Origin of the sequence: Enteractinococcus helveticum (assembly GCF_020742345.1) — a bacterium.
Classification (GTDB): Bacteria; Actinomycetota; Actinomycetes; order Actinomycetales; family Micrococcaceae; genus Yaniella; species Yaniella helvetica_A.
Genome location: NZ_DYXC01000133.1, coordinates 24094 through 46609, shown reverse-complemented (window position 1 = coordinate 46609; position 22516 = coordinate 24094). Strand labels below are relative to the sequence as shown.

At 56.6% G+C, this 22516-nt stretch carries 21 protein-coding genes; 6 read left to right on the top strand and 15 right to left on the bottom strand.

All coding sequences use genetic code 11. The features are described 5' to 3' along the window. On the top strand, positions 1-1068 hold a 1068-nt coding region (locus K8V32_RS11645), incomplete at its 5' end, for a YihY/virulence factor BrkB family protein (protein WP_303907567.1). Between the two features lie 126 nt (positions 1069-1194). On the opposite strand, the gene K8V32_RS11640 is transcribed toward K8V32_RS11645, so the two are convergent. After that, the gene (locus K8V32_RS11640) at positions 1195-1788 is read right to left on the bottom strand and encodes a hypothetical protein (protein ID WP_303907565.1); all 594 of its coding nucleotides are present in this window, start codon (positions 1786-1788) and stop codon (positions 1195-1197) included. A gap of 208 nt (positions 1789-1996) precedes the next feature. On the opposite strand from K8V32_RS11640, the gene trmB reads away from it, so the two are divergent. Beyond that, positions 1997-2956, top strand: a complete 960-nt coding sequence (trmB, locus tag K8V32_RS11635) for a tRNA (guanosine(46)-N7)-methyltransferase TrmB (protein WP_303907564.1) — start codon at positions 1997-1999, stop codon at positions 2954-2956. Positions 2957-3192: 236 nt separating this feature from the next. On the opposite strand, the gene K8V32_RS11630 is transcribed toward trmB, so the two are convergent. The 4 genes from K8V32_RS11630 to dnaK all read right to left on the bottom strand — a co-directional run bounded on the left by K8V32_RS11630 (position 3193) and on the right by dnaK (position 7283). Beyond that, positions 3193-3729: a heat shock protein transcriptional repressor HspR gene (locus K8V32_RS11630; protein ID WP_303907561.1), complete on the bottom strand. Its 537-nt coding sequence runs from the start codon at positions 3727-3729 to the stop codon at positions 3193-3195. Then, the gene (locus K8V32_RS11625; protein ID WP_303907558.1) at positions 3729-4676 is read right to left on the bottom strand and encodes a DnaJ C-terminal domain-containing protein; all 948 of its coding nucleotides are present in this window, start codon (positions 4674-4676) and stop codon (positions 3729-3731) included. The genes K8V32_RS11630 and K8V32_RS11625 overlap by 1 nt, the downstream gene beginning before the upstream one ends. Before the next feature lie 15 nt (positions 4677-4691). Continuing rightward, entirely contained in the window at positions 4692-5348 is a 657-nt protein-coding gene (locus K8V32_RS11620; protein ID WP_303907555.1) for a nucleotide exchange factor GrpE, read from the bottom strand. Between the two features lie 93 nt (positions 5349-5441). Continuing rightward, positions 5442-7283 carry a molecular chaperone DnaK gene (dnaK, locus tag K8V32_RS11615; protein ID WP_303907553.1) on the bottom strand — a complete coding sequence of 614 codons (1842 nt, stop codon included), beginning with the start codon at positions 7281-7283 and terminating at the stop codon, positions 5442-5444. Positions 7284-7546: 263 nt separating this feature from the next. On the opposite strand from dnaK, the gene K8V32_RS11610 reads away from it, so the two are divergent. Next, positions 7547-8182 carry a uridine kinase family protein gene (locus tag K8V32_RS11610; protein WP_303907550.1) on the top strand — a complete coding sequence of 212 codons (636 nt, stop codon included), beginning with the start codon at positions 7547-7549 and terminating at the stop codon, positions 8180-8182. 41 nt (positions 8183-8223) lie between these two features. On the opposite strand, the gene cls is transcribed toward K8V32_RS11610, so the two are convergent. Then, entirely contained in the window at positions 8224-9723 is a 1500-nt protein-coding gene (cls, locus tag K8V32_RS11605) for a cardiolipin synthase (protein WP_303907548.1), read from the bottom strand. Positions 9724-9862: 139 nt separating this feature from the next. Between cls and K8V32_RS11600 the strand changes: the two genes are divergently transcribed. Further along, the gene (locus K8V32_RS11600) at positions 9863-12472 is read left to right on the top strand and encodes an MMPL family transporter (protein WP_303907546.1); all 2610 of its coding nucleotides are present in this window, start codon (positions 9863-9865) and stop codon (positions 12470-12472) included. Positions 12473-12507: 35 nt separating this feature from the next. Continuing rightward, positions 12508-12789 carry a DUF4235 domain-containing protein gene (locus K8V32_RS11595; RefSeq protein ID WP_303907543.1) on the top strand — a complete coding sequence of 94 codons (282 nt, stop codon included), beginning with the start codon at positions 12508-12510 and terminating at the stop codon, positions 12787-12789. Between the two features lie 69 nt (positions 12790-12858). Here the strand turns inward: K8V32_RS11595 and K8V32_RS11590 are convergent, their stop codons facing one another. After that, positions 12859-13560: a peptidyl-tRNA hydrolase gene (locus tag K8V32_RS11590; RefSeq protein ID WP_303907540.1), complete on the bottom strand. Its 702-nt coding sequence runs from the start codon at positions 13558-13560 to the stop codon at positions 12859-12861. A gap of 49 nt (positions 13561-13609) precedes the next feature. Between K8V32_RS11590 and K8V32_RS11585 the strand changes: the two genes are divergently transcribed. Next, positions 13610-14290, top strand: a complete 681-nt coding sequence (locus K8V32_RS11585) for a mismatch-specific DNA-glycosylase (protein ID WP_303907537.1) — start codon at positions 13610-13612, stop codon at positions 14288-14290. Between the two features lie 81 nt (positions 14291-14371). On the opposite strand, the gene mnhG is transcribed toward K8V32_RS11585, so the two are convergent. The 8 genes from mnhG to K8V32_RS11545 form a co-directional block, all read right to left on the bottom strand. Then, complete coding sequence (mnhG, locus tag K8V32_RS11580; protein WP_369681068.1) at positions 14372-14758, bottom strand: monovalent cation/H(+) antiporter subunit G; 387 nt, start codon at positions 14756-14758, stop codon at positions 14372-14374. Next, positions 14759-15079 (bottom strand): MrpF/PhaF family protein, encoded by a 321-nt coding sequence (locus tag K8V32_RS11575; RefSeq protein ID WP_303907533.1) that lies wholly within the window; start codon positions 15077-15079, stop codon positions 14759-14761. Next, entirely contained in the window at positions 15076-15744 is a 669-nt protein-coding gene (locus K8V32_RS11570; RefSeq protein WP_303907530.1) for a Na+/H+ antiporter subunit E, read from the bottom strand. Before K8V32_RS11570 ends, K8V32_RS11575 begins: the two co-directional genes overlap by 4 nt. Continuing rightward, the gene (locus tag K8V32_RS11565; RefSeq protein WP_303907526.1) at positions 15744-17414 is read right to left on the bottom strand and encodes a Na+/H+ antiporter subunit D; all 1671 of its coding nucleotides are present in this window, start codon (positions 17412-17414) and stop codon (positions 15744-15746) included. The genes K8V32_RS11570 and K8V32_RS11565 overlap by 1 nt, the downstream gene beginning before the upstream one ends. Then, positions 17411-17917, bottom strand: coding sequence for a Na(+)/H(+) antiporter subunit C (locus K8V32_RS11560; RefSeq protein ID WP_303907522.1), 507 nt, complete (start codon positions 17915-17917; stop codon positions 17411-17413). The genes K8V32_RS11565 and K8V32_RS11560 overlap by 4 nt, the downstream gene beginning before the upstream one ends. Continuing rightward, a complete protein-coding gene (locus K8V32_RS11555) occupies positions 17907-21044 on the bottom strand; it encodes a Na+/H+ antiporter subunit A (protein WP_303907519.1) in 3138 nt (1045 codons plus the stop codon). The genes K8V32_RS11560 and K8V32_RS11555 overlap by 11 nt, the downstream gene beginning before the upstream one ends. Positions 21045-21479: 435 nt before the next feature. Then, positions 21480-22061 (bottom strand): dCTP deaminase, encoded by a 582-nt coding sequence (dcd, locus tag K8V32_RS11550; protein ID WP_303907515.1) that lies wholly within the window; start codon positions 22059-22061, stop codon positions 21480-21482. 71 nt (positions 22062-22132) lie between these two features. Next, entirely contained in the window at positions 22133-22498 is a 366-nt protein-coding gene (locus K8V32_RS11545; protein WP_303907512.1) for a hypothetical protein, read from the bottom strand. Positions 22499-22516: the final 18 nt, after the last annotated feature.

The following is a 22516-nucleotide window of genomic DNA, read 5'->3' as shown; positions in this document are numbered from 1 at the left end:
GTATGGGATGTCGCAGCGACCATGACCTTTTACCTGTTCTTATCGATATTGCCGGGCCTGATAGCGATTGCATCGATCGTCTCAGTGGTCAACTTTACTGAAGAAACCATCTGGACGGTGGCTGGTCTGGTCAATGACCTCTTCCCTGCGATGGATGCCGCCATCGTCGCCGACACGCTCTTGACGCTTATCAACACGCCGGGAGGGGTCACAGCCCTAACACTGGGGCTCATCGGGTCATTATATTCGGCCTCCAACGTGGTCGCTGCGTTTCATCGGGCCATGAACCGCATTTACGACACCCGCGAAGGTCGGCCCTTTATCTACTTCCGCTTTATCGTATTTCTTGAAACCCTGGTGTTGATCATCGCATCGCTGGCACTCTTGGTGCTCATCATTCTCGGGGGTGATCTGTCCCGCCGTCTTGGTGAACTTTTGGGGTTAACCCAAGAAAGTGTTGCCGCTTGGAATATTTTGAAATGGCCACTGATCCTCGTGGTGTTGATTGTTCTGGTATCCCAGGCGTTTTATCGCGGCCCGAATGTCACCCGGCCCCGCTACCGCGTCATCACCTCCGGGGCGGCCTTTACCGTCATTGTCTTATTTGCCAGTCTCGCACTAACCGGTTGGCTTCTGGATCGGGTCGCCATATTTGAGCGTGTCTTCACCACGGTCAACGGCATCCTGTATGTGATTCTGATGGTCTGGTTAGCGTTTATTATCATGTTGGTCGCCGCCGGCTGGGATGCCGAAATGCTGCGCGCTCGACAACTTGCCTCCGGATACCACGCATCCGACGAACTCCAGCTGGCCACCGAACATACCTGGGTGCTCCGCAGGCTCGACGCGGAGGCCGCCAACCGGCGCCGGATCTCGGGGATCATCGTGGAAAACTATCACAGTGGCCAACCGGTTACCACACCTCGAACGCCGCAGCTCAGCGAATCCACAAGTTTCTGGGCCATCAAGGAACCCCATTACCAACCATCCACGGGCACCCCATTTCACGCGGTGTCCTCATCGACGTCGGACACCTCATCAGCCAGGGACGACGACGCCGCACTCTGACCAACAGCGTCAAGCTATCAACTAGCCATCAACTCGGCTGCGACACCAACACAAAAGTGCCCCGCGAGTTGGCGGGGCACTTTTGAGAATATCGTTTGAGGCAAGGTGTTGCTTCAAGCAGGTGAGTTAGGCGGCCTTGCGCGCCGTACGGGCCGCTTTGCGAGCAGCCTTGCGTTCCTCACGGGCTGCTTCTCGAGCAGAATCAAGTGCTTTCTGCTGCTCTTCACGAGCGGTGTGAATTGCTTCGATTTTTTGTTCTTTCGCATCACGAATCTTCGCGGCACGGCGTTTAGCGGATCTGCGCCGACGTGATGAGGTGTTCAACAGTGAATCAATGATCATTGACACACCGGCGCCAAGCATCCACACGTCTTTAGCAACCGGAGTACCTTCCTGCGTTGGCCGTACACCGTCGTCCTGAGTCATACCAGGGGTGTTAAGATACATATTGAGCATGCCGGCGGAAAACGCGCTCAGCGCAACTCCTGCGAACCAGCCCGGAACTTTCGGAATCAATTGTGCTGCTCCCACACCGATTTCGGTGGCCGCGATGAACTTACGGAACGCAGCGGGCGACATATCAGCCAGTACGGGGACACCATTGGAGGCCATCTGTTGCAGACCTTCGGCTTCTTCATCCGACAAGCTGAGCTTGGAAATACCAGAGTTCAGGACAAAAGCACCGGTGGTCAAACGTATTGGCAGCTGAGCTAAGCTCATAAGTCTTCCTTCCATTCGGGACTCGTTATGGTTAACTGTAATACTTTCTTGACCAAATCCAACACGTTCCATATGCGCACCGGCTGTAGACGCGACACAAGCAAGCTCACGAAGTTTCGCCATAAGGCATGAACATGCCAATCCACAACGAGCATCCGTGCTGCGCACCCTGTGAACATACGCCATACGAAAGATCAATCACACCACTATGACGCCGACCTCTGATCACCCTGATACCCCAAACACTCCGCAAGACCCTATGCCGATACACTTACAGAACGACGACGACAGCCTGCCCGACGCAAAGCTGATCGATAAGATCCCCAAGGGCTACCAGAAGATCGAAACCCGTCAGGGCGTCAAAGTTGTGCGTGACGGTCCGGTATCTTTCGTGCGGCGTGAACTATCCATGTCCCCGGCTCGACAACGCCTGTGGCAAGATCATCTGGGAACGACGATTCTGCCGGTTACGCGTACTTTTGCTGATACGTCTGTTGCCCCGCAGTCACAGCTCAGTGTGTCCGACGTCTGGGGACAGGCAGGACCACTCATCGTTGACATCGGTGTGGGCCACGGCGAATCGACTTTTGCCGGCGCGGTACAACATCCTCAAGCCAACTTTTTGGCCGTGGAGGTGTATCGTCCGGGACTGGGCAAACTCCTGGACCGTGTGGTGACCGAAGGCGTGACCAATGTGCGAATGGTGGAAGCCAACGCTCCTGAGGTACTTGACCACATGATACCGGCGGATGCTGCCCAGGAGATCTGGATCTTTTTCTCAGATCCGTGGCAGAAGAACCGCTATCATAAGCGCCGATTGATCCAATCGAAATTCTTAGATCAGGTAGCCCGCGCGCTGACCCCCGGAGGGGTCTTGCGGTTGGCCACTGACTGGTCAAATTACGCAGCCCATATGCGTCAAGTCGCCGATGCGCATCCAGCCTTTGACAACCTTCACCCGGAACGCTTGGCCGGAATGGACTCGCCATTAACACTGGCCCGGTTACACGGCACCGATGATGACACGCCGCAGCCCCTGGAGGAAGCCTTGGATGAGGTCGGCGGTTGGGCTCCGCGATTTGAGACCCGTCCGGTCACAAGCTTTGAGGCCAAAGCCCAACGTGCCGGTCGATATATCTTTGACCTGGCGTACCGAAAGATCAGCTAACGCAACACATCCTTCCATCAGCAAGTTCCCTTCCTGCAGCGAGCATCGTGCGCTCCACATTAGGCAAAACCCCCGACCCCAGGTCTCCTGGCATGCCCATTGTGGAAAACTTACCCTGGAAAGCATTGCTGTGGATAACGCCGATGCAAAACAGCCGGAACCTGTTGAATAGGTTCCGGCTGTTCTATGAAAGTCGAATCTGAGGTCACACTGCAACGCACGCCAACAAACACCGCCTAGCGGGGCAGGACAAGACGTGGACGGTTGAGTGCATATTGTGGTTTGGACTGCTCCAAGGCAAACATGACAGCTTGTTCTACCCGATCGCGATCGAAGCGTTTGCGACGACGCTCTTCGCGGTAGGCGGCAGCGGCGTCGTCGTCATGATGCCGTTGGGATGTGGCAGGGCCATGAATATTTGTGGTCACGCCCGAGGATCCTGCGGTAAAGGTACGAGAAAAGGAGACATGAGAACGCATCACCGTAATTTGGTCAACTAGGTCGCCCACCGTATCGCGGAGCTCTTGAACTTCGGCCTCAAGCTCGACGATACGGCGGATGCCCTCTAGGGATACACCGTCACGGGACAACGATTGGATACGCCGCAATCGCCGAACATCTTCGGCGGAGTATCGGCGTTGACCGCCAGCCTGGCGCGCAGGCACCACCAATCCCATGCGATCATATTGGCGCAGGGTCTGGGGGTGCATATCGGCCAGCTGTGCTGCCACCGAAATGACGTAGACCGGATCGTGTTTATGACGGTTGACCATTACAACTTAGCCTTCTTGATCAGCTCAGCCCGAGGGTCGATGCCTGCGGTGGCCGCCCGATACGCTTCGACAGCGGCGTGTGCCTCATCGTTCAGGTTGGCAGGCACCTCGATGACCAGCTCAACCAGGAGGTCACCGGTACGTTTGGCAGTTTTCACGCCTCGTCCGCGCAATCGGAGGACCCGGCCCGACGACGACCCAGCGGGAACACCGATTTTCACGGTGCCGTCCAGGGTTGGTACCTCGATGGTAGTACCCAGTACGGCTTCATCGAAAGAGACGGGCACCTTAAGGCGAATGTTGTAGTCATCGCGTTCAAATACCGGGTGCGACGCGACCGAGACTTTGACCATGAGATCGCCTCTGCCGCCGGTACCCTGTTGGCCTTTACCTTTGACACGCACCGTTTGACCGTCTTTGATGCCGGACGGCACGCGCACCTCGGTGGGCGCACCATAACCGGTGTTGACTTTGGTGGTCGTGCCGCGAATGGCATCGGCAAAGCTGATGGTAATGGCGCTTTTCACATCGGGACCCTTGGTCGGGGTTTGCTGGAAACCGCCAAAGCTCTGGCCGCCGCCACCAAAACCACCGAAGACGTCACTAAATCCCGAGTGTCGTCCTCCGCCAGCTTGGCCAAACAGACCGGAAAAGATATCTTCGAATCCCCCGGCGTGGCCACCACCGGGTGCGGTGAAGCGCGCACCTGATGCACCCATGGCGCGCAGCTGATCGTATTCTTGACGCTGTTCGGGATCCGATAACACCGTGTTGGCTTCGGTGATCTCTTTGAAGCGTTGTTCCGCGGCGGCGTCGTCGGGATTAGCATCGGGGTGATACTTACGAGCAAGCTTACGGTAGGCCTTTTTAATCTGTTCGGCGCTGGCCTTTTTGTCAACGCCCAAAATGGCGTAGAAATCCTTTTCTAGCCAATCTTGAGAGGCCATAAAGTTTCCCTCCTGTTACTCATTACCACCGGAGACCATAACCTGTGCGGCGCGCAGTACGCGTTCGTTGTATAGGTATCCATTGCGGAAGACTTGGACGATGTGTTCGGCTTCGACCTCTTGTGATGGTTGCCGCAGCATCGCTTCGTGGTGTGCTGGGTCAAATGGCTCGCCCACCAGCGTTTCGTTGTCATGTTTCACCAGGCCCACGCTTTCAAGTGTGGCCAACAGTTTGCGCGCAATCGCAGCAAAAGGCCCGTCGAGATCGCCTGCGGCATCTGCGGCATCAATATCATCGAGTACCGGCAGCAGGGATTCCAGCATCGAGAACTTGGCGTTGTCTTTGGCGACGTCGCGGTCGCGGTCGACACGGCGGCGGTAGTTCACGAATTCGGCTTGCAACCGTTGAAGGTCTTCGCGCAGTTCAGCCGCCTGATCGGTGTCGGCTGACGGCTCTGGGGCCTCTTGTTCAGAGGCTTGTGTTGAAGCAGCGTTGAGGATGTCCTCAACCTGCGACAGTGGATCGGCGTGTTCCGACGACGCCTGTTCAGCTTCGGCAGGGTCGACTTCGGTATCCGGTTGGTCGCGCAGCTTGCCAGTTTCTGGGTCAATGCGGCGTTTATCGGTAAAGCGGATCGGTTCTTGGTCTTCGTTATGTGGCTGATCGGTCATGATATTTCTCCTTGAAAAACTTAACACGCGAGGCCGGCCGGAAACCGGCCGGCCTCGGTTGTACAACGTTAAGCAGCTAAACGGTGAAGAACATTACTTCTTTTCGTCTTCGTCAATAACTTCAGCATCGACGATGTCTTCGTCGTCCTTGGCATCAGCGTCAGGCTGTGCGCCGTCTTGCTGCGAGGAGGCATACAGTGCTTCACCAATCTTGGTTTGGGACTGCTGCAGTTTCTCGAATGCTGCCTGGACTTCGTCGTCGTTATCCTGTTTTTCAAGGGCTGCTTTGAGCGCATCGACGTCGGCCTGAACCTCGGTTTTGACGTCTTCTGGCAGTTTGTCGTCGTTGTCTTTGAGCAGCTTGTCAACCGAGTACGCCGTGGTTTCCGCTGCGTTGCGGGCCTCGGCGGCTTCACGGCGCTTCTTGTCTTCCTCAGCGTGGGCTTCGGCGTCTTTGACCATGCGATCGATTTCTTCATCCGATAGCGAGGTGCCACCGGTAATAGTCATCGACTGTTCGGTTCCGGTTGCGCCGTCCTTGGCGGAGACGTGAACAATGCCGTTGGCGTCAATGTCGAAGGTGACCTCGATCTGTGGGACACCGCGTGGGGCCGGAGCAATACCGGTTAGCTGGAAGTTGCCCAGTGGCTTATTGTCTCGGGTAAATTCGCGTTCACCCTGGTAGACCTGGATATCCACCGATGGCTGATTGTCATCAGCGGTGGTGAAGGTCTCGGAGCGCTTGGTTGGGATCGCAGTGTTACGCTCGATCAGTTTGGCCATCACGCCACCTTTGGTTTCAATACCCAAAGACAATGGCGTGACGTCGATCAGCAGCACATCTTTACGTTCACCGGCAAGCACACCAGCCTGGATGGCTGCACCCACGGCAACAACCTCATCTGGGTTGACACCCTTATTCGGTTCTTTACCACCGGCTAGTTTCTGGACAAGTTCCGCAACGGCTGGCATACGGGTCGAGCCACCGACCAGCACAACGTGGTCAATGTCAGAAACCGAAACGCCGGCTTCTTTGATCACGTCTTCGAATGGGCGACGGGTGCGCTCCAGCAGATGCGAGGTCATGTCCTCGAATTTTGCGCGTGACAGGTGCTCATCCAAGTGGACCGGACCATTTTCGGTCACGGACAGGTACTGCAGCGAGATATTCGTCGAGGTTGCTGAGGACAGTTCCTTCTTGGCCTGTTCTGCGGCTTCCTTCAGACGCTGCAGGGCGATTTTGTCCTTGGACAGGTCAGCACCGGAAGCCTTGGCCTGTTCCAGCAGCCAGTCAACGATAGCCTGGTCCCAGTCGTCACCACCCAGACGGTTGTCACCGGCGGTGGAGCGAACCTGAATGGTCGAGAAATCGTCGTCATCCTTGCCAACTTCCAGCAGGGAGACGTCGAACGTACCGCCACCGAGGTCAAAGACCAGGATCAATTCGTCTTCTTTACCGCGTTCCAAACCGTAGGCAAGAGCGGCCGAGGTTGGTTCGTTGATAATACGCGACACGTTCAGACCGGCAATTTCGCCGGCTTCTTTGGTGGCTTGACGTTCTGCGTCGTTGAAGTATGCGGGCACGGTGATGACGGCGTCGGAGACCTTTTCGCCAAGGTACTCTTCGGCGTCGTGCTTGAGCTTCATCAAAATGCGAGCCGAGATTTCCTGGGCAGTGTACGTCTTATCGTCAATTTCGGCTTTCCAGTCGGTACCCATGTGACGCTTGACCGAGGAAATGGTGCGTTCTGGGTTGTTGACAGCCTGACGCTTGGCGATATCACCGGTCAGCACTTCGCCACCCTTGGTAAATGCGACCACCGATGGGGTGGTGCGAGCACCTTCGGCGTTGGCGATAACGGTTGGGTCGCCACCTTCTAGTACAGCAACCACCGAGTTGGTGGTACCCAGGTCAATACCTACAGCACGTGACATATGGGAATCCTTTCGTAGTCAATACTTTTTACAGTATTTCTGTTGCAATGCTCTGAGCCCGCTCCTTGAGCTCTCTACACTCAAGGTGCCACAGATTGCGACCCCGTGTCAAATAAACCTGAGTCATGCAGGCTCAACTTTCATCTGCTTTCTATAGCGCCGCTGAACCCGGTTTTATTCCGTACCGCCGAATACCGGTGTTTTCGTATACACGCTATGTCGGGATCATCGACCGGTGCATCATGGTGGCCTAGCATAGAGTCATGTCACGCTACTGCTCCGCTCGTCCGCTCATTATTGGTATCGACGGCCGTTCGGGATCTGGCAAAACGGTTTTGTCGAAAGTCCTGGCCGAAAGCCTCTCGGCCAACCATGAGGTCACGGTGCTGCGGCTGGAGGATTTCTATCACGGTTGGGACGGGTTGACCGCGGGCATCGAAAAATTTAGCCAAGACGTCTTGCCTGCCTTAGCGGCGGGCGAAACTGCCACGTATCAAATCTGGGATTGGAATTCACCGGACACTTCCGATGGCGGCCCCGGACCGGTTGTGACAACCCGGCCCACCGAGGTCATGATCTGCGAGGGGGTAGGCGTCGGAGCCCGGCCGAACCGCGAATACCTAGACGTACTGATCTGGCTGCGGGTGCCCGATAAGGTCCGATATAAACGCGCCATGGGCCGCGACGGCGAAACCTACCGGGCCCATTGGGATCGCTGGGCAGCCCAGGAACGCGCCATGTTAGATCAAGATCAAATTTACGACGCCGCAGATTTGGTCTTGGTGGCCAATGAGCCCGATGAACGCCACCACACCTCGGCGCTGGCCGTTGTCCAAGCGATGTTGGCTTCCGGGCGGAGTCTGGAAGATCCAGCACCCGCCGAACACCCCGATTCCTGAACCGCGGATTGTCTCGGCTGTGCCATGGCGCCCGTCGGGTGTTATTGGAGCGCGGAGGTCAACCGAAACACGTTATCCACCCAGCGGTGATGGCGCGGCCGGGCCAACCAATCTTTGAGTAATAGATGCTCACATTTGGCCTGATACATATCAATAATCGCATCGAGTTTGGCAACTTCCTCGGACCCAACCACCATCACGGTCAGCTCAGAGTTGAGCGAAAACGAGCGCATATCCATATTCGATGACCCAAAGACCCCGACGTCGTCGTCGATCGTAAACATCTTCGAGTGCAACACATCCGGATCCGGGTAACGGTAAATATGAATCCCGGCGCGCAACAGTTGCTCATAATACGACTGCTGAGCGTGTTGCACAGCCAGCTGATCGGCGCGACGCACCACCAGCACCTCGACGCGCACCCCGCGCTGGGCGGCGGTGGTCAGGGCATACAGCATGGAATCATCAGGCACCAGATACGGGGTGACGACCCGAATGATTTCCTGGGCCGAATAGAACAGGTGGTTAAATGCTCGCAGATTATTTTCGTGCGAAAAGCCCGGCCCGGAAGGAATGACCTGGGCTGCCGGGCCCTCGTGGTCTTCAATTTCAGCCTCGGTCACATCACGAAGTTCTTGGTGCAGTTGTTTGCCGGTTTCGGAAAACCAGTCGGTGGCAAATACGACGTCGAGCGAGGCGACCGTGGGCCCCTCGATCCGAGCCATCATATCCACCCAGTGGCGATTGAGTCGGTGAGCCGAGGCACGCTTATAACCGGGTTCAATGAGATTGATTGACCCCGTGTAACCCACGATGCCATCCACAACGACCATCTTGCGGTGGTTACGTAGATCCGGGCGCTGGTACTGGCCGCGCCAGGGTCGCACCGGCATGAGCCTAAAGTACTCGATACCGGCGGCATCTAGTCGAGCCAACAGTTGCCGGTAGCCTTTGATTCGGGCGGTGCCGATATGGTCGAACAGCAATCGAACCTTCACCCCGCGGGTAACCGCTCGGGTCATTGCATCTAAGACCAGGTCGGCGTAGCCGCGACGATGTTTCGGATCGGTGCCGATGATATAGAACATCACGTTGACGTAGTCTTGGGCCCGGTCAATATCGGCGGCCATTTTCTGCAGTGTCAGGCGGTAATCGGTCAGATATTCAAATGAGTTACCATCCAGCATGGGAAAACCCGTCAACCGACGGGTCAGTTTCGAATTTGCTGCCACATAGTCCGGAGCCGCACCCACCTGGTCAGGCAGATCCAGGTGCGCGGTTGCCCGCCGCAGTTCCGAGTTGACCGCCACCTGACGAGAGCGGCGCTGCCCACCCAGCCGGAACGACCCAAACGTCAAAAACAGCAGCAGGCCAGGAACCGGAAAGAAGAAGATGACTAATAACCACGCCATGGCCACGGCAGGACGCCGGTTACCCGGGACAATCCCTAAGAGCGCAATACGGATGGCAAAGTCGGCGGTTGTGAATAACGCACGCACCCAGAACGGAAAATCCGCAAAGTCAGCCACCGACCAAATCATGCCAATAGTCTAGGCTACTGACCAAGTCCTCCCGATATCTGGACGCCCATACACCTAATTTATCCACCTTCCGAGGACTTCCGATACAGTTGTATAGGGTCACAAACGACTCCCCACACTTTCATATCCAAGGGTGAACATGGCAACGCTTCTTTATCGTCTCGGCCTCAATGCAGCCAAACGGCCACTTGCAGTAATTTTCTCCTGGCTGGTCATGATTGCAATCGCCGCGGCAGGCTTCTTAACTTTCGGTGGCACGCTGGTATCCACCGTTGATATTCCCGGCACGCCGACGGCGCAAACCACCGACCGGTTGCAAGAAGAATTCCCGGATGCTGCACGTGGATCCGGGAATGTCGTGTTCCAAACCAACGACGGAACGGAATTTAGCACCCAGCAGCGGGAAGCCATCACCGCGGTATTAGACGATGCTCGTGACGTCGAAGGGGTTGCCGACGTTGTTGACCCATTTACCACTGACGCCGAGCTTGCCGAGCAGCAACAAGAACTTATCGACGGGCGTGCAGAACTAGAGGCTGCAGGTGAGCAGCTGGAATCAGCGCCTCAACAGCTTGACGCCGCCGAAGAAGAACTCGATGCCGCTGAAGCTGAACTGCAAGCCGCCCAAGAACAATTAGACGCAGGCAAGCAACAAGCCATCGGCGCCGGGATGCCAGAGGCTGCCGTTGAGCAACAATTTGCCGACCAGCAAGCCCAATTAGATGCAGCACTTGCAGAAATCGAAACGGGGCGTGACCAGGTCGAACAAGAACGTGCCGATTACGAAGAAGGCGTGACCGAATACGAAGAGGGCCAAGAGCTCATCGAATTGGGTGAGCGCCTGCTGGCGGCAACCAATGATTACTCGGTGGTCTCCGACGACGGTTCCGCTGCCATCGGCACCGTGCAATTCGTGGATCAAGACATGGAAGTCTCCACTGATATTCGCCAAGACGTGGTCGCCACATTCACGGAGGCCTCGATCGACGGCGTGGAAATCCTGCCCTCCCAGGAACTATCCATGGCCGTGCCGGAAGTCCTTGGCTGGGCGGAGGTCGTTGGCCTGGTGATCGCCGGGATCGTGCTGGTCATTATGTTGGGTACCTTAATCACCGCCGGGCTGCCCTTGCTCAACGCCCTGGTTGGTGTCGGTGTGGGCGCGCTGGCTGCGCTGGCCTTCTCATCGGTCGTCGAAATGAACTCAGTAACCCCGGTGTTGGGGGTAATGCTCGGGCTGGCCGTGGGCATCGACTATGCCCTGTTCATCGTCCACCGGCACCGCACCCAGCTGAAATCCGGCATGGCGTTACGCCACTCGATTGCCATGGCCAACGGTACCTCGGGCAACGCCGTCGTATTTGCCGGTTCCACGGTGGTTATTGCGCTGCTGGCACTGAACCTGACCGGTATCCCATTTTTAGGGCTAATGGGAACCGTCGGTGGCTTCGTCGTCGTAATTGCCGTGTTAGTGGCCATCACCTTGACCCCTGCCATGCTCTCCCTGCTGGGCGTCCGAGCCCTATCCAAACGCGAACGCCGCGCTGTGGCGACTCATGATAAGCAGGTGGCCGAGCGCAGACCGCTGAAACCTATGTCAACGGCGCGCGCCGTACTGACAGCAATCGGCACAATCGCCGTGCTAGCCATCGTCGCCATCCCGGTCTTCTCGATGCGTCTGGGAATCCCCGATGGCTCCTCCGAGGCTCCTGATACCACCGAATACCAAGCCTATGCCGCCCAATCTGAACATTTCGGTGCCGGGCGCAACGCACCCATTGTGGCCGTGGCCGATATCCCAGCGGACCTATCAGAACAAGACCTGCTGACCACCACAGCCCAACAGGCCGAAGAAATCGCCGAATTGGACCAAGTCCAGCATGTGGTCCCGGTGGGCGAAAATGAAGCCGGCGATATGCTAATGTTCCAAATCATCCCGGTCCATGACGCCAACCATGAACAGACCGTGAACCTGGTCTATGAGCTACGCGGACTGGAGCCTGCCGGGGAGGTCACCCAGCTGGCACTGGCCGGACATGCCACCGGCGTCATTGATGTCTCCGATGCCCTGGCCGAAGTCCTGCCGCTGTACCTGGGCGTCGTCGTGGGACTATCGCTGTTGATTATGATCCTGGTGTTCCGCTCCCTGGTGGTACCGTTGATTGCCTCCGGCGGCTTCGTGCTCTCCGTGGGCGCGGCCATGGGCGCCGTCGTGGCCATTTACCAGTGGGGCTGGTTGGGCGATATCTTCATGGTGCATAGCCCGTCACCTGTGTTGTCGTTCTTGCCAACCATTATGATCGGTGTACTGTTCGGCCTGGCCATGGACTATCAACTGTTCATATCCTCGGGTATGCGCGAGGCCTTTGCCCACGGAACCGAAGCCCGGCTGGCCGTACAACAAGGCTTTATGCAGGGACGCTCTGTGGTGGCGGCCGCGGCCATCATTATGGTTTCGGTCTTTGGTGGCTTCATTTACGCTGATGACCCTTATATCCGGCCAATCGGTTTCGGACTGGCCATCGGTGTGCTCTTTGACGCGTTCCTGGTGCGCATGCTCATGGTTCCCGCCCTGATGCACCTCTTGGGCAAATCCGCCTGGTATCTACCAAAATGGTTGGACCGCATCCTGCCCAATGTGGATGTTGAAGGCGCCAAACTCGCTGAATTCAACGACGGCGACCAACGCGGCACGCACGCGGAGCAGGCCACCACCGGCGCGCCCGTTCCAACCACCGGTCGCACGGTCTAAGCTTAGAAACAGTCCCCTTTGAGAAAGGCATAACCATGAATGATGTCACGCAACGTCTCCTGCGCACCGGGGTTTCCATCGGCGCCGGATTCATTGGCTCCAAAGTCGTCGAGGCCATTTGGAAAGCCGCAACCGGTGACGACGAAGCCCCCACCACCGACGACGATCAGGCCACGCTACTCAAGGTCGTAGCGTTCGCGACCATTTCCGCAGGCGTCTCCGCCCTGCTCGAAGTCGGCTCCCAGCGCCTGGTGTCCAAGGCCGTATCCAAGACCGGTAATACAAAAGCGCAGCAACTGGGCCGGGCAGAAGTCTAGGCTCGTGCCGAGCTGCACTTGTGGTGCCGGGGCAACAGCCTTGCGGCACCACAAGTGTTTAACAACCTGTTACCACCGGGCTCGCGCGGTTTCAGTGACACCCGAGACTTCGGTGAGCCCGGCATCCATGACCCGGATTTGTCTTTCGGCGCGTTCCCAGTCGTGCCGTATGGGTTCGGTAACACGGATGCGAAAATCATCCGCACGCCAATCGGTTAACACCTGTTGGGCAACCGAATCGCCGGCGGCAGCTTGCTCAACGAGTCGCTCATAGGCCAACTGGGTGGCGTGTCCAACCTGTGCGGCGGCCTTGCCGGTGGTCAATTGCGCGTGCGGAGTCAATTCCACCGTCACAAGAGTGTTGTCCTGCACCGAATCATGCAGTCGGGGCAGTTCGGTGCCGCGAACCTGAAGTTTTTTGATCACAGCCGGCACCGAGTCAACTGGGCCGGGGACCACGGCCCGCACCGCGGCGCTCCCCGAGGTGGCGGTCACACCGTCTAATGACTGTACGTCATCCCAGCGTGTATTCTCCGCCCGACGGGCCACCTTGCGAATCCATCCGGCACGCCAGTGGGCAACCGCATCAGCCCAGGGCCCATTGGGCTCAGTGGTCTGCGGATCGTCCAATAATTGGACCACGGCTGACCCCGCGGCTTCCAACACGTCAATATGGTTCGCAGGATCCTGCCTGTTACGGTGGATCACCAATTGTAAGGCCCAGGGCCGTTCATGATCGGGGTGTTCTGGGCGTGCCACTGGCTGACTCATATTTCTACTCTAACGCGGTCCAAGCCCAGCGACGTCCTAGGGTAGAACCATGGACACCAAGCTTCCAGAGCCCTGGACCCCGTGGCGCACCCCGTCTCCGTTACAGGGGCGCCGTCCAACCAAAGCAGAGCTGGCCGAGGCCGCAGCCAACGGGATAACTTTGGACGACGTACTCCCCTACCCCGACGATCGTGACAACATGGGCCTGCTACGACTACTCATCGTGGGGACAAATCCCAGCCCGTGGGCTGCTTCAGTGCAAGCACCGTTCGCACGCCCCGGGAATCGATTCTGGAAATCACTCTACGCAGCAGGTGTGACGGAAACCCTGGTCAATGACTCCACCGGGATGCAACGATCCGATGAGCTCATGTTGGCCCGCCGTGGCGTTGGGATCACCAATATTGTCTCCCGGCCAACTTCACGGTCCAGTCAGCTCAGCCGCGAAGAGTTGCGCGCCGGATGCGCCCGGCTGGTGCAGCGGGTGCGGGTGTTGTGCCCACCGGTGGTTGCTTTTACGGGGATCACTGCGTTTCGTAGTGCTTTTGATGCGCCGAAAGCTGTGTTGGGATTCCAGCCGACCCATAATCTCCCCGGATGGCCTACTTCGTCGCAACTGTGGGTGGTTCCGGATCCCAGCGGTCTCAATGCCCACGAGTCCGTCGAATCGTTGGGCGAAAAATGGGCCGAAGTCTGGGCGGTCAGCGCTCAAGCAAAACCGGAATGCTAGTATGTTCCTCTCCGAGATACCATTGCGCAGCGTGGCTGTAGTGTGGCTGTAGCGTGGCCGCGCGTTGACGTCCCGAGGTGGTCACGAGCTCTCTTCGGCTTCGGCTGCGTGGCGTTCTTGTTCAGCTATCGCCTCGGCCAAATCGTCGACGGCGATATGTTTCGAATCCAGGTGGTGTGACCGATACGTTGCCCGTCCCACCAAGTGCGCCGAGACCGGTGCGGTAATGAGCTGTGCCAGCCATGCCACGATCAACACCGGCACCACCGCCCAGGTTTTCAACGCAAACCCCAAACCGGCCAGGGCCAGAAATAGTCCTAGCACTTGAGGTTTGGTAGCCGCGTGCATGCGCGATAACACATCCGGAAAGCGCAGGAGGCCAAATCCGGCGATGGCCGATAGCAGCGTGCCCAGGACTAACAGAACCGCGGCGACGATATCCATCCAGGAGTCAAAGGTGATCTCCACTTAGACCTCACCACCCGTTGGGCCTTGTTGCGGTTCGGGTTCAGCTTGATTTGCCTGGGCGCCTTCAACGGTAAAGCGGGCAAGTGTCGCCGAAGAAATAAACCCGATCAGCGAGGCGACGACCACCAGCACAATAAAGTAGGTCGAATCATTCAGCGCCATCCAGACGGTTAGACCGGAGGAGAACACAATTAAAATGACGTCGAGGGCGATAGCACGATCCAACAGTGCCGGACCGCGAACAATGCGATACAGTGCTCCGAATGCGCCAAAAGACAAGAAGAAGACACTAATCCAACCGGCGAGGGACAAAATGCTCATGAACCTTCCTCCTGCTGCGTCAACGCGTCGGCATCCGACCATTCGGTATGACGACGCACGACACCGTCGTCGGCAGCATCTTCGGCTTTGACCAATTCGTAGTCGCGTTTTGAACCGAAGCCGCGAATCATGCGCGCTTCAATATCCAAGGAATCCGCGCGAAATGCCTCGGCTGCATCCTCGTCGGGAATGTCCAGCACGTGTAAGAACAAGGTGGAGCTTGGCCGGTCGACGTCGATAACTAATGACCCTGGGATCAGCGCATATACGTGACCGACCAGTGTCAACAACAAGTCGTCTTGGGTGCGCAGTTTTACCGCAACCACCGAGTTGACCACTGCGGGTCCGGGCTTTGCGGCTTTGACAGCGACGTCCCAGGTGGCCGCGGTGATCTTCCACAGGAAATAAAACATAAATTTTACGGTGTGATACACATTGAATCGGTCTGCAAAAGGCACCGGAGGCAGCGGGAGTAAGAACATAACCGCTGAACTAAAGATCACGCCCAATACGATCGTGCCCAGCGTAAGATCCTGCCATAATGCCACCCAGATAAAGGTCAAACCGACAATCATGGGCCACTGCGATAATCGTGAACGTTTATCTTCGATGGCCGAAGGCATATCAGGATGCCGGTACTGCGAAGTCTTCGGGTAATTCGGCATTACTTCGTGCCCCCTTCCGAATCCTGTAAGGTGCCCGCTCCATCAGATCCCTCGATCCCCCAGCCTTCCAGCTGATCGGCTTCCAACTGGGCCTGCTGGGCGGCTTCATCGCCTAAGACCGCCTGAATATACGGGGTGCGATGAATCATGTCGTCGGCGGCTTCATCTGCAAAATCAAATAGTGGCCCGGCAACAACGGTTAATGCCACACCCACGGTAACCAAGGCAATGGTGGGCGCAACCAGACCTGGCGAGTCTTTACGCAGTGGTTTCTTACGCTGATCAACACGCTTGGCTTCTTCAGTACCGCGCATAGCTGGGTCCTCAGAATCTTCAATTGGACGCCAAAAGACCCTCGTCCAAATGCGCATCATGACCAGCAGTGTGAGCAGCGAAGTGACAATCGAGGCGGCCACAAGCACCCAGGACAGGCCCGAACCATTGGACACACCAGCTTGGACCAAACCGATTTTGCCGATGAAACCGGAAAATGGTGGAATACCCCCGAGGTTTAGCGCAGGGATGATATAGAGTACAGCCACCAGCGGGGAGATTTTCAGCATCGATCCAAGACGGTCAATATTGGCTGATCCCGTGCGATATTCAATCAAACCGGTGACCAAGAACAGTGCGGTTTGAATGGTGATGTGGTGGACAATGTAGAACACCGTGGCGGTCAGGCCGATGTGGTTAGAGACCGCCACACCAAAGATCATGTAGCCGATGTGTGAGACCAGGGTAAACGACAAGACACGTTTGATATCGAACTGTACCAGGGCGCCAAGGATGCCGACGATCATAGTCAGCGCGGCTACAACCAGTAAAAGCGAGTTGACGCGGTCCCCCGGAAACAGCAGGGTTTCAGTACGGATTATGGCGTAGACGCCAACCTTGGTTAGCAACCCGGCGAACACTGCCGTAACCGGGGCTGGTGCGGTGGGATAGGAGTCCGGCAGCCAAAACGACAACGGGAACACTGCCGCCTTGATGCCGAAACCTACCAGGAGCATCAGATGCAGCATTTGTTGAAGATCCGGGTCCAGTGCTCCAAGCTTCATGGCCAGATCAGCCATGTTCACGGTGCCGGTTGCCCCGTAGATCATGGCGATGGCCACCAGGAAGATCACCGATGAAACAACCGAGACGACGACGTAGGTCACCCCGGCTCGCACGCGCGGTCCGGTTCCACCAATGGTCAACAAGACATAGGAGGCCGTCAGCAGGATCTCGAAACCCACATAGAGGTTGAATAGGTCTCCGGCTAGGAACGCGTTGGAGACACCGGCGGTCAGAATCAAAAATGTTGGGTGGAAGATTGAAACGGGTTGTTGCGAAGACTCATCACTGCCCACACCTTGGGCGGATGAGAAGAGCAACACGAGCATGACCACAATAGATGACACCACGAGCATCAAAGCGGAGAAGCGGTCAACGACAAGCACGATGCCCATCGGAGCTTCCCATCCGCCTAACAGCACGGCTTGGGCACCACCGTTGATCCACACATCGATCAGTAGCCAGCTTTCCAAGCCGAGTGTGAGAGCTAGTGTGCTGAGTGTGACAGCCACCTGGCTCACGAGTTTGCGAACCAAAGTGAAAGCAATAGCCGCGCCTAGGATGGGCAGCAGAACCGAAAGGGGTGCCAGATTGACCACGGAGAAGTCTGTCACCAGCGGTCACCTTCTTTCGGTTCGGCAGAGTCTACGCTCGGGTTGGCTTCGGTGGTGTATTCGTAGTAAATATTCGGGTCTTCGTGATCTTCGAGGAATTCGGATTCTTCATCGGCGATGAGCGCGTCGTCTTCGGCGTCGTAGGTTGGCTGTTCAGCAACCTGGATGTCTTCGATATCGACTTGGACTTCATCGCGGCGAGCCAAGACCCAGGATCGATAGATCAACGCCAGGATGAATGCGGTGACTGCAAAGCTGATGACGATTGAGGTTAGAGTCAGCGCCTGAGGCAGTGGATCTAAGTACTCATCGGCGGCGATGTCGTCACGAAAGATCGGCGGAAGCCCGGCGGGACCCGCCATGATGATGATCAACAGGTTGGCGGCGTTCGTGAACATCATCAGCCCGAACATGATTCGTGTCAGGGTGCGGTCCATCAGTAGGTAAATGGCCGCGGCGAACATAACGCCCATCATGATGAGCAAGACGGCATCAATCGTCACGTTGGCCTCCTGAAGTCTGCGCACTGACTCGGGCTGCGGTCATGCGCTGTTCGGCTTCGATCCTGGCACGGGTCTCAATCTCATAGCGTCGGTCCACTTCAGAGCCCAAGGAACGCAGCACATCGATGACCAAGCCAATCACCACCAGGTATACCCCGATATCAAAGACCATGGCTGAAGCGAAGTGCACGTGACCAAGCAGGGGCAGCACGACTTCAACATCGTAGGCTTGGAAGACCTGGCCGTCGAAGAACAGCGGTACCAACCCGGCAACGGCCGCGATGGCCAGACCCGAGCCGAGAATAATTCCGGCTGGGATTTTGATCGACTGTTCAAGTTCGAATCGCCCACCGGCCACATACCGGATGGCAAAGGCGATACCAGCCAACAGTCCGCCGGCAAATCCACCACCGGGAAGGTTGTGGCCTGAAATCAGCAGGTAGAGCGACACGAGGATAATGGCGTGGAAGATCAGACGGGTAATCACTTCGAAAATGATGGACCTTCGTTCGGGCGCCATCGTTGCTCCAGCAACAATCCATGGTTGACGTTGCACATTGAAGAAGTTGCGGAAGCTTTTGACTTCGGCATCGTTCATCGCCGACTCTTCGACACGGTACGCGCCCACAGTTCCTACAGTGAGTTCCGATATGCTCTTGCGACGCCTCTCACGTTCAGCGATGAAGACCAATGATGCAACACCAGTTGCAGCAGCCGCCAGTACGGTAATTTCACCAAAGGTGTCCCAAGCACGCATATCGACCAGGGTGACGTTGACGATGTTTGTGCCACCGCCTTCGTAGTAGGACAATTCTGGCATGGCCAGCGAGATGGGGTCAGCAATTCGTGAGGCCATCACGGTCGCGGCAATCCACATCATGACCAGGCCAAACGCAATGGCCAAGAGCGCTCTGGCCCACTGGTTGTCATGTTGTTCTTGGACTTTGGGAATCTCTGGCGGTAGAACACGCAGCCCCAAGACCATAGCCACAGTCAACACGGATTCCACCAGCACCTGGGTAAGTGCCAGATCGGGTGAGCCTTGGAGGGCAAAAACGCCAGCCAGGGCATATCCGGTGGTCGAGACCAACAGCACAGCCCAGAACCGTCGTTTGGCACGAATCACTGAGATCGCAGCCAAGATCATGACGATGGCCACCACGAAGTACACGGGGTGACCGGTGAGTATCCAGTCGCCGGCAAATGCGACGTTAGGCAAAGAGATGGTGGCGTCGTCGGAGTTCGTTGGGAACAACAGAATGGCCAGCGGTGCCAGGACCGTGACTGCCAGGATGATGTAGAGATAGAATGACAAGTCACCGCGTTGAGTACGACCGGTGATCCAAATGGCCAGGTCATCCAGCCGAGCCAGACTAAAACGGTAGACCCGCGACATATCAAGCCAGGTGGGTACTGCGGCCTGAACGCGACTGACGTGACCGCGGATACCAAACAGGCCAATACCAACCAGAATGATCACCGCAGACAGACCCAAAACGAGGTTGAAACCGTGCCACAATGCCAACGGTTCTACGTGTTCACCTTCAAAGTGTTCAAAGGTGTGACTAAATTCGTAGGGTAATGCGCCGACCCAACCGGGGACGAAAGCTGCCACGACGCCAGCAGCCGAGAGCGCGGCAGCCGGAATAAGGCCAAGACGCCCGAAGCCACGCAGTGCCCGAGTCTGAGGGAGCTCTTGCAGCTCACCGCCTGAACGAATTTTCTTGGTAGCAAATGCTGCCCACATGAAGCGTGCGGTGTAAGCAACCGTCAGGATGGAACCCAGCACAACAATTACTAGTGGAGCCCAACTCCAAGCTGCACCCCAGAAGTTGGGTTGGCCCAGCAGGAGCCCGTCGGTTCGCCACAGCGCCCAGTCCGTGGCAGCCTGCATGACGGTTTCTTTACCAATAAAGCCAAACAGCGGTGGGACACCGGCCATTGAGAGTGCGGCAAGAATTGCGGTCCAGAATAATCCCGGATGACTTTTGCGCAGTCCAGAAAGTTTTGTAAGGTCACGGGTTCCAGTGATCTTATCGATAGCACCCACGACCATGAACAGCGGTGCTTTAAAAAGTGAGTGTGCCAGCAGCATGGCCAGGCCCGCTTGGGCGCCGGCAGCTGTTCCCAATCCGTTGACGATCATCAGGAAGCCCAGCTGGGATACGGTCCCGTAGGCCAGGATGAGCTTGATGTCGGTCTGTCGCAGTGCGCGCCATCCACCAACCAACATGGTCCACATGCCAACGCCAAGCACCATGACTTGCCAAATAGACTCCCCAGCAAAAGCCGGAGCGAACCGTGCTACAAGGTAGATACCGGCCTTGACCATTGCCGCGGCATGGAGGTAGGCGGAAACAGGCGTTGGAGCAGCCATCGCGGCAGGCAGCCAGAAGTGGAAGGGCACTTGGGCGGACTTTGTGATTGCCCCCAGTAACACAAGCGCAATAGCCCAAGTCATGTAGGGCCCGGCAAAATCCCCGGTAAGCAGGTCGGTACTTTGGGCTACGATCTCGGAAACACGATATGTACCGGCCGCGTTGCCAAACATGATCAGTCCGATCAGCATGCCCAAGCCACCGAAGGTGGTGACCATCAGAGCGGTCATCGCGGACCGGCGAGCGAAAATACGGTGGGCTTGGTAGCCGATCATCAAGAACGACAAGATCGAAGTGATTTCCCAAAAGACATAGAGCACCAGCAGATCGTCAGTGACGACCAAACCAAACATGGCGCCGGCAAATGCCAAGAATTGCGCGCCGAAACTGCCTAAACGCGGTTCATCTGCCTTAAAGTACCTTGCACAATAGACCAGGACGGCTGCGCCCACGCCTAGGACGATCAGTCCGAGAAACGCGCTCAGGGTGTCTAGCCGAAATGACAGTTCAACACCCAGCGGTTGGATCCATTCCCAGGTTTGCACAAGGGATGTTTCTTGCTGGTGAGCAGCAGCGCTCGACGCTAACAGTTCCTCTGCTGCAAGGACTTTCGGTAATTGTGTCGCAAGCCAGAGAAATCCAGCTGCTGGTATCGCTGCGAGAATGAGGAAGCCTGAACGTCCCGATTTATGAATAATCAGGGGTGCAATGAGCGCAACCATAAAAAGTGCAAGGAGCACAATCAGCACGGTTGCCTCCGTGAAGTCTAGGGGACGGTCACCTGCTTAACCTTACATAGTGGACGACGGCTTTGGTGCAGAGCGTTCTAAGTTCACATTCTCGGCCTATCCCACTTAAGTCTTGTTTTATCGGTTCTAGTTCGGTTTATCCCGAGAAACCTGGATCAAGAGCATTACAAAAATCACCGTTGTGTTACTCCTTAGCGAACTAAAGTTTGCCCAGGTGTCGTATTTCGCCAGCGCTTCGATACAACAGTTAAAACCCCGGTCTGATGCCGAAAAACGGGATAAGTTAACTGTCTTTCGGCCTCGCAATCGTGTCCGAAAGTCGGGTTATGAAGCGGTTCTAAACGGCGTTCTGTTGTCAGCGCAACCCAATCTGTCTCGTAGATTTTGCCGGCAGTTTACCCCTGGCGCAGGGTTGGGCTGAGAAAGTGCTGACGTTTACCGTTCGATGATCGATCGGTGAAAATTCAGGTGTGACCTGGAGGCGGTCGGTCCGCGTTGATCCTGATAGCGGTTAAGGTTCGGCCCCGTGCCGTAGGGGTGCTCGGATGGTGAGGTCAAGGTAAAGAATGCCATCTGCCCAATTTTTGAGCCGGGCCAGAGTTTTATTGGCAGGGTCGACATGTTGGATAGTTCCAACGTGACATGTCCGGAGAACCCGGGATCAATGAAGCCTGCGGTGGAGTGCGTCAACAGGCCCAGGCGTCCCAGGGAAGATTTCCCTTCTAGACGAGCTGCAACGTCATCTGCCAACGACACTTTTTCATAGGTTGAGCCCAACACAAATTCTCCGGGGTGGAGGATGAATGGCTGGTCTGGTGCTACATCGACCATGCGCGTAAGGTTGGCCTGTTCTATGGCTGGGTCAATGAAGGGGTAGTTGTGGTTATCAAACAACCGGAAGTACCGATCTAGGCGTACATCAACGCTGGCCGGTTGCACCATGGCAACGTCCAGCGGATCCAGACCGATCCGACCAGTTTCTAATGACTTCTTGATATCACGATCTGATAAAAGCACAGCTTAACGCTAGCGTACGATCCGCTTGGGGCATTCATTATGGCACCGGGTGTGCCGGAATGAAGCATCGATTAGAAGATCAGCGCGGATTCGGGCGGCAGATCAACTTTAATGTCGAGATTTGGCGCGATCTCAAGGTAAGACGGTTTGCCGTTGTCAATAAATAGCATGACGATACCTTCAGAGATAAAGGCTTCCAAAATGATGGGTTCTGGGCTCGACGGCACTTCGTGACCGTCAACCAGTAACTGGAACGATGGGCATTTGCCGCAGTCGCACAGCTTACCAACCGACAGACGGTTTATCATTTCGTGGAGATCGTGACGCCAGTTTCGCCAGGCGACGGACCCTTTTAACCGATCAGGGTCGGTTGCTTTGGCGCTGGTAATCATTGCGCTAATCAAAGTACGTTCTGCATCTGTGAGGGACCGGGTCACGGCTGCTCCTTTCCACCG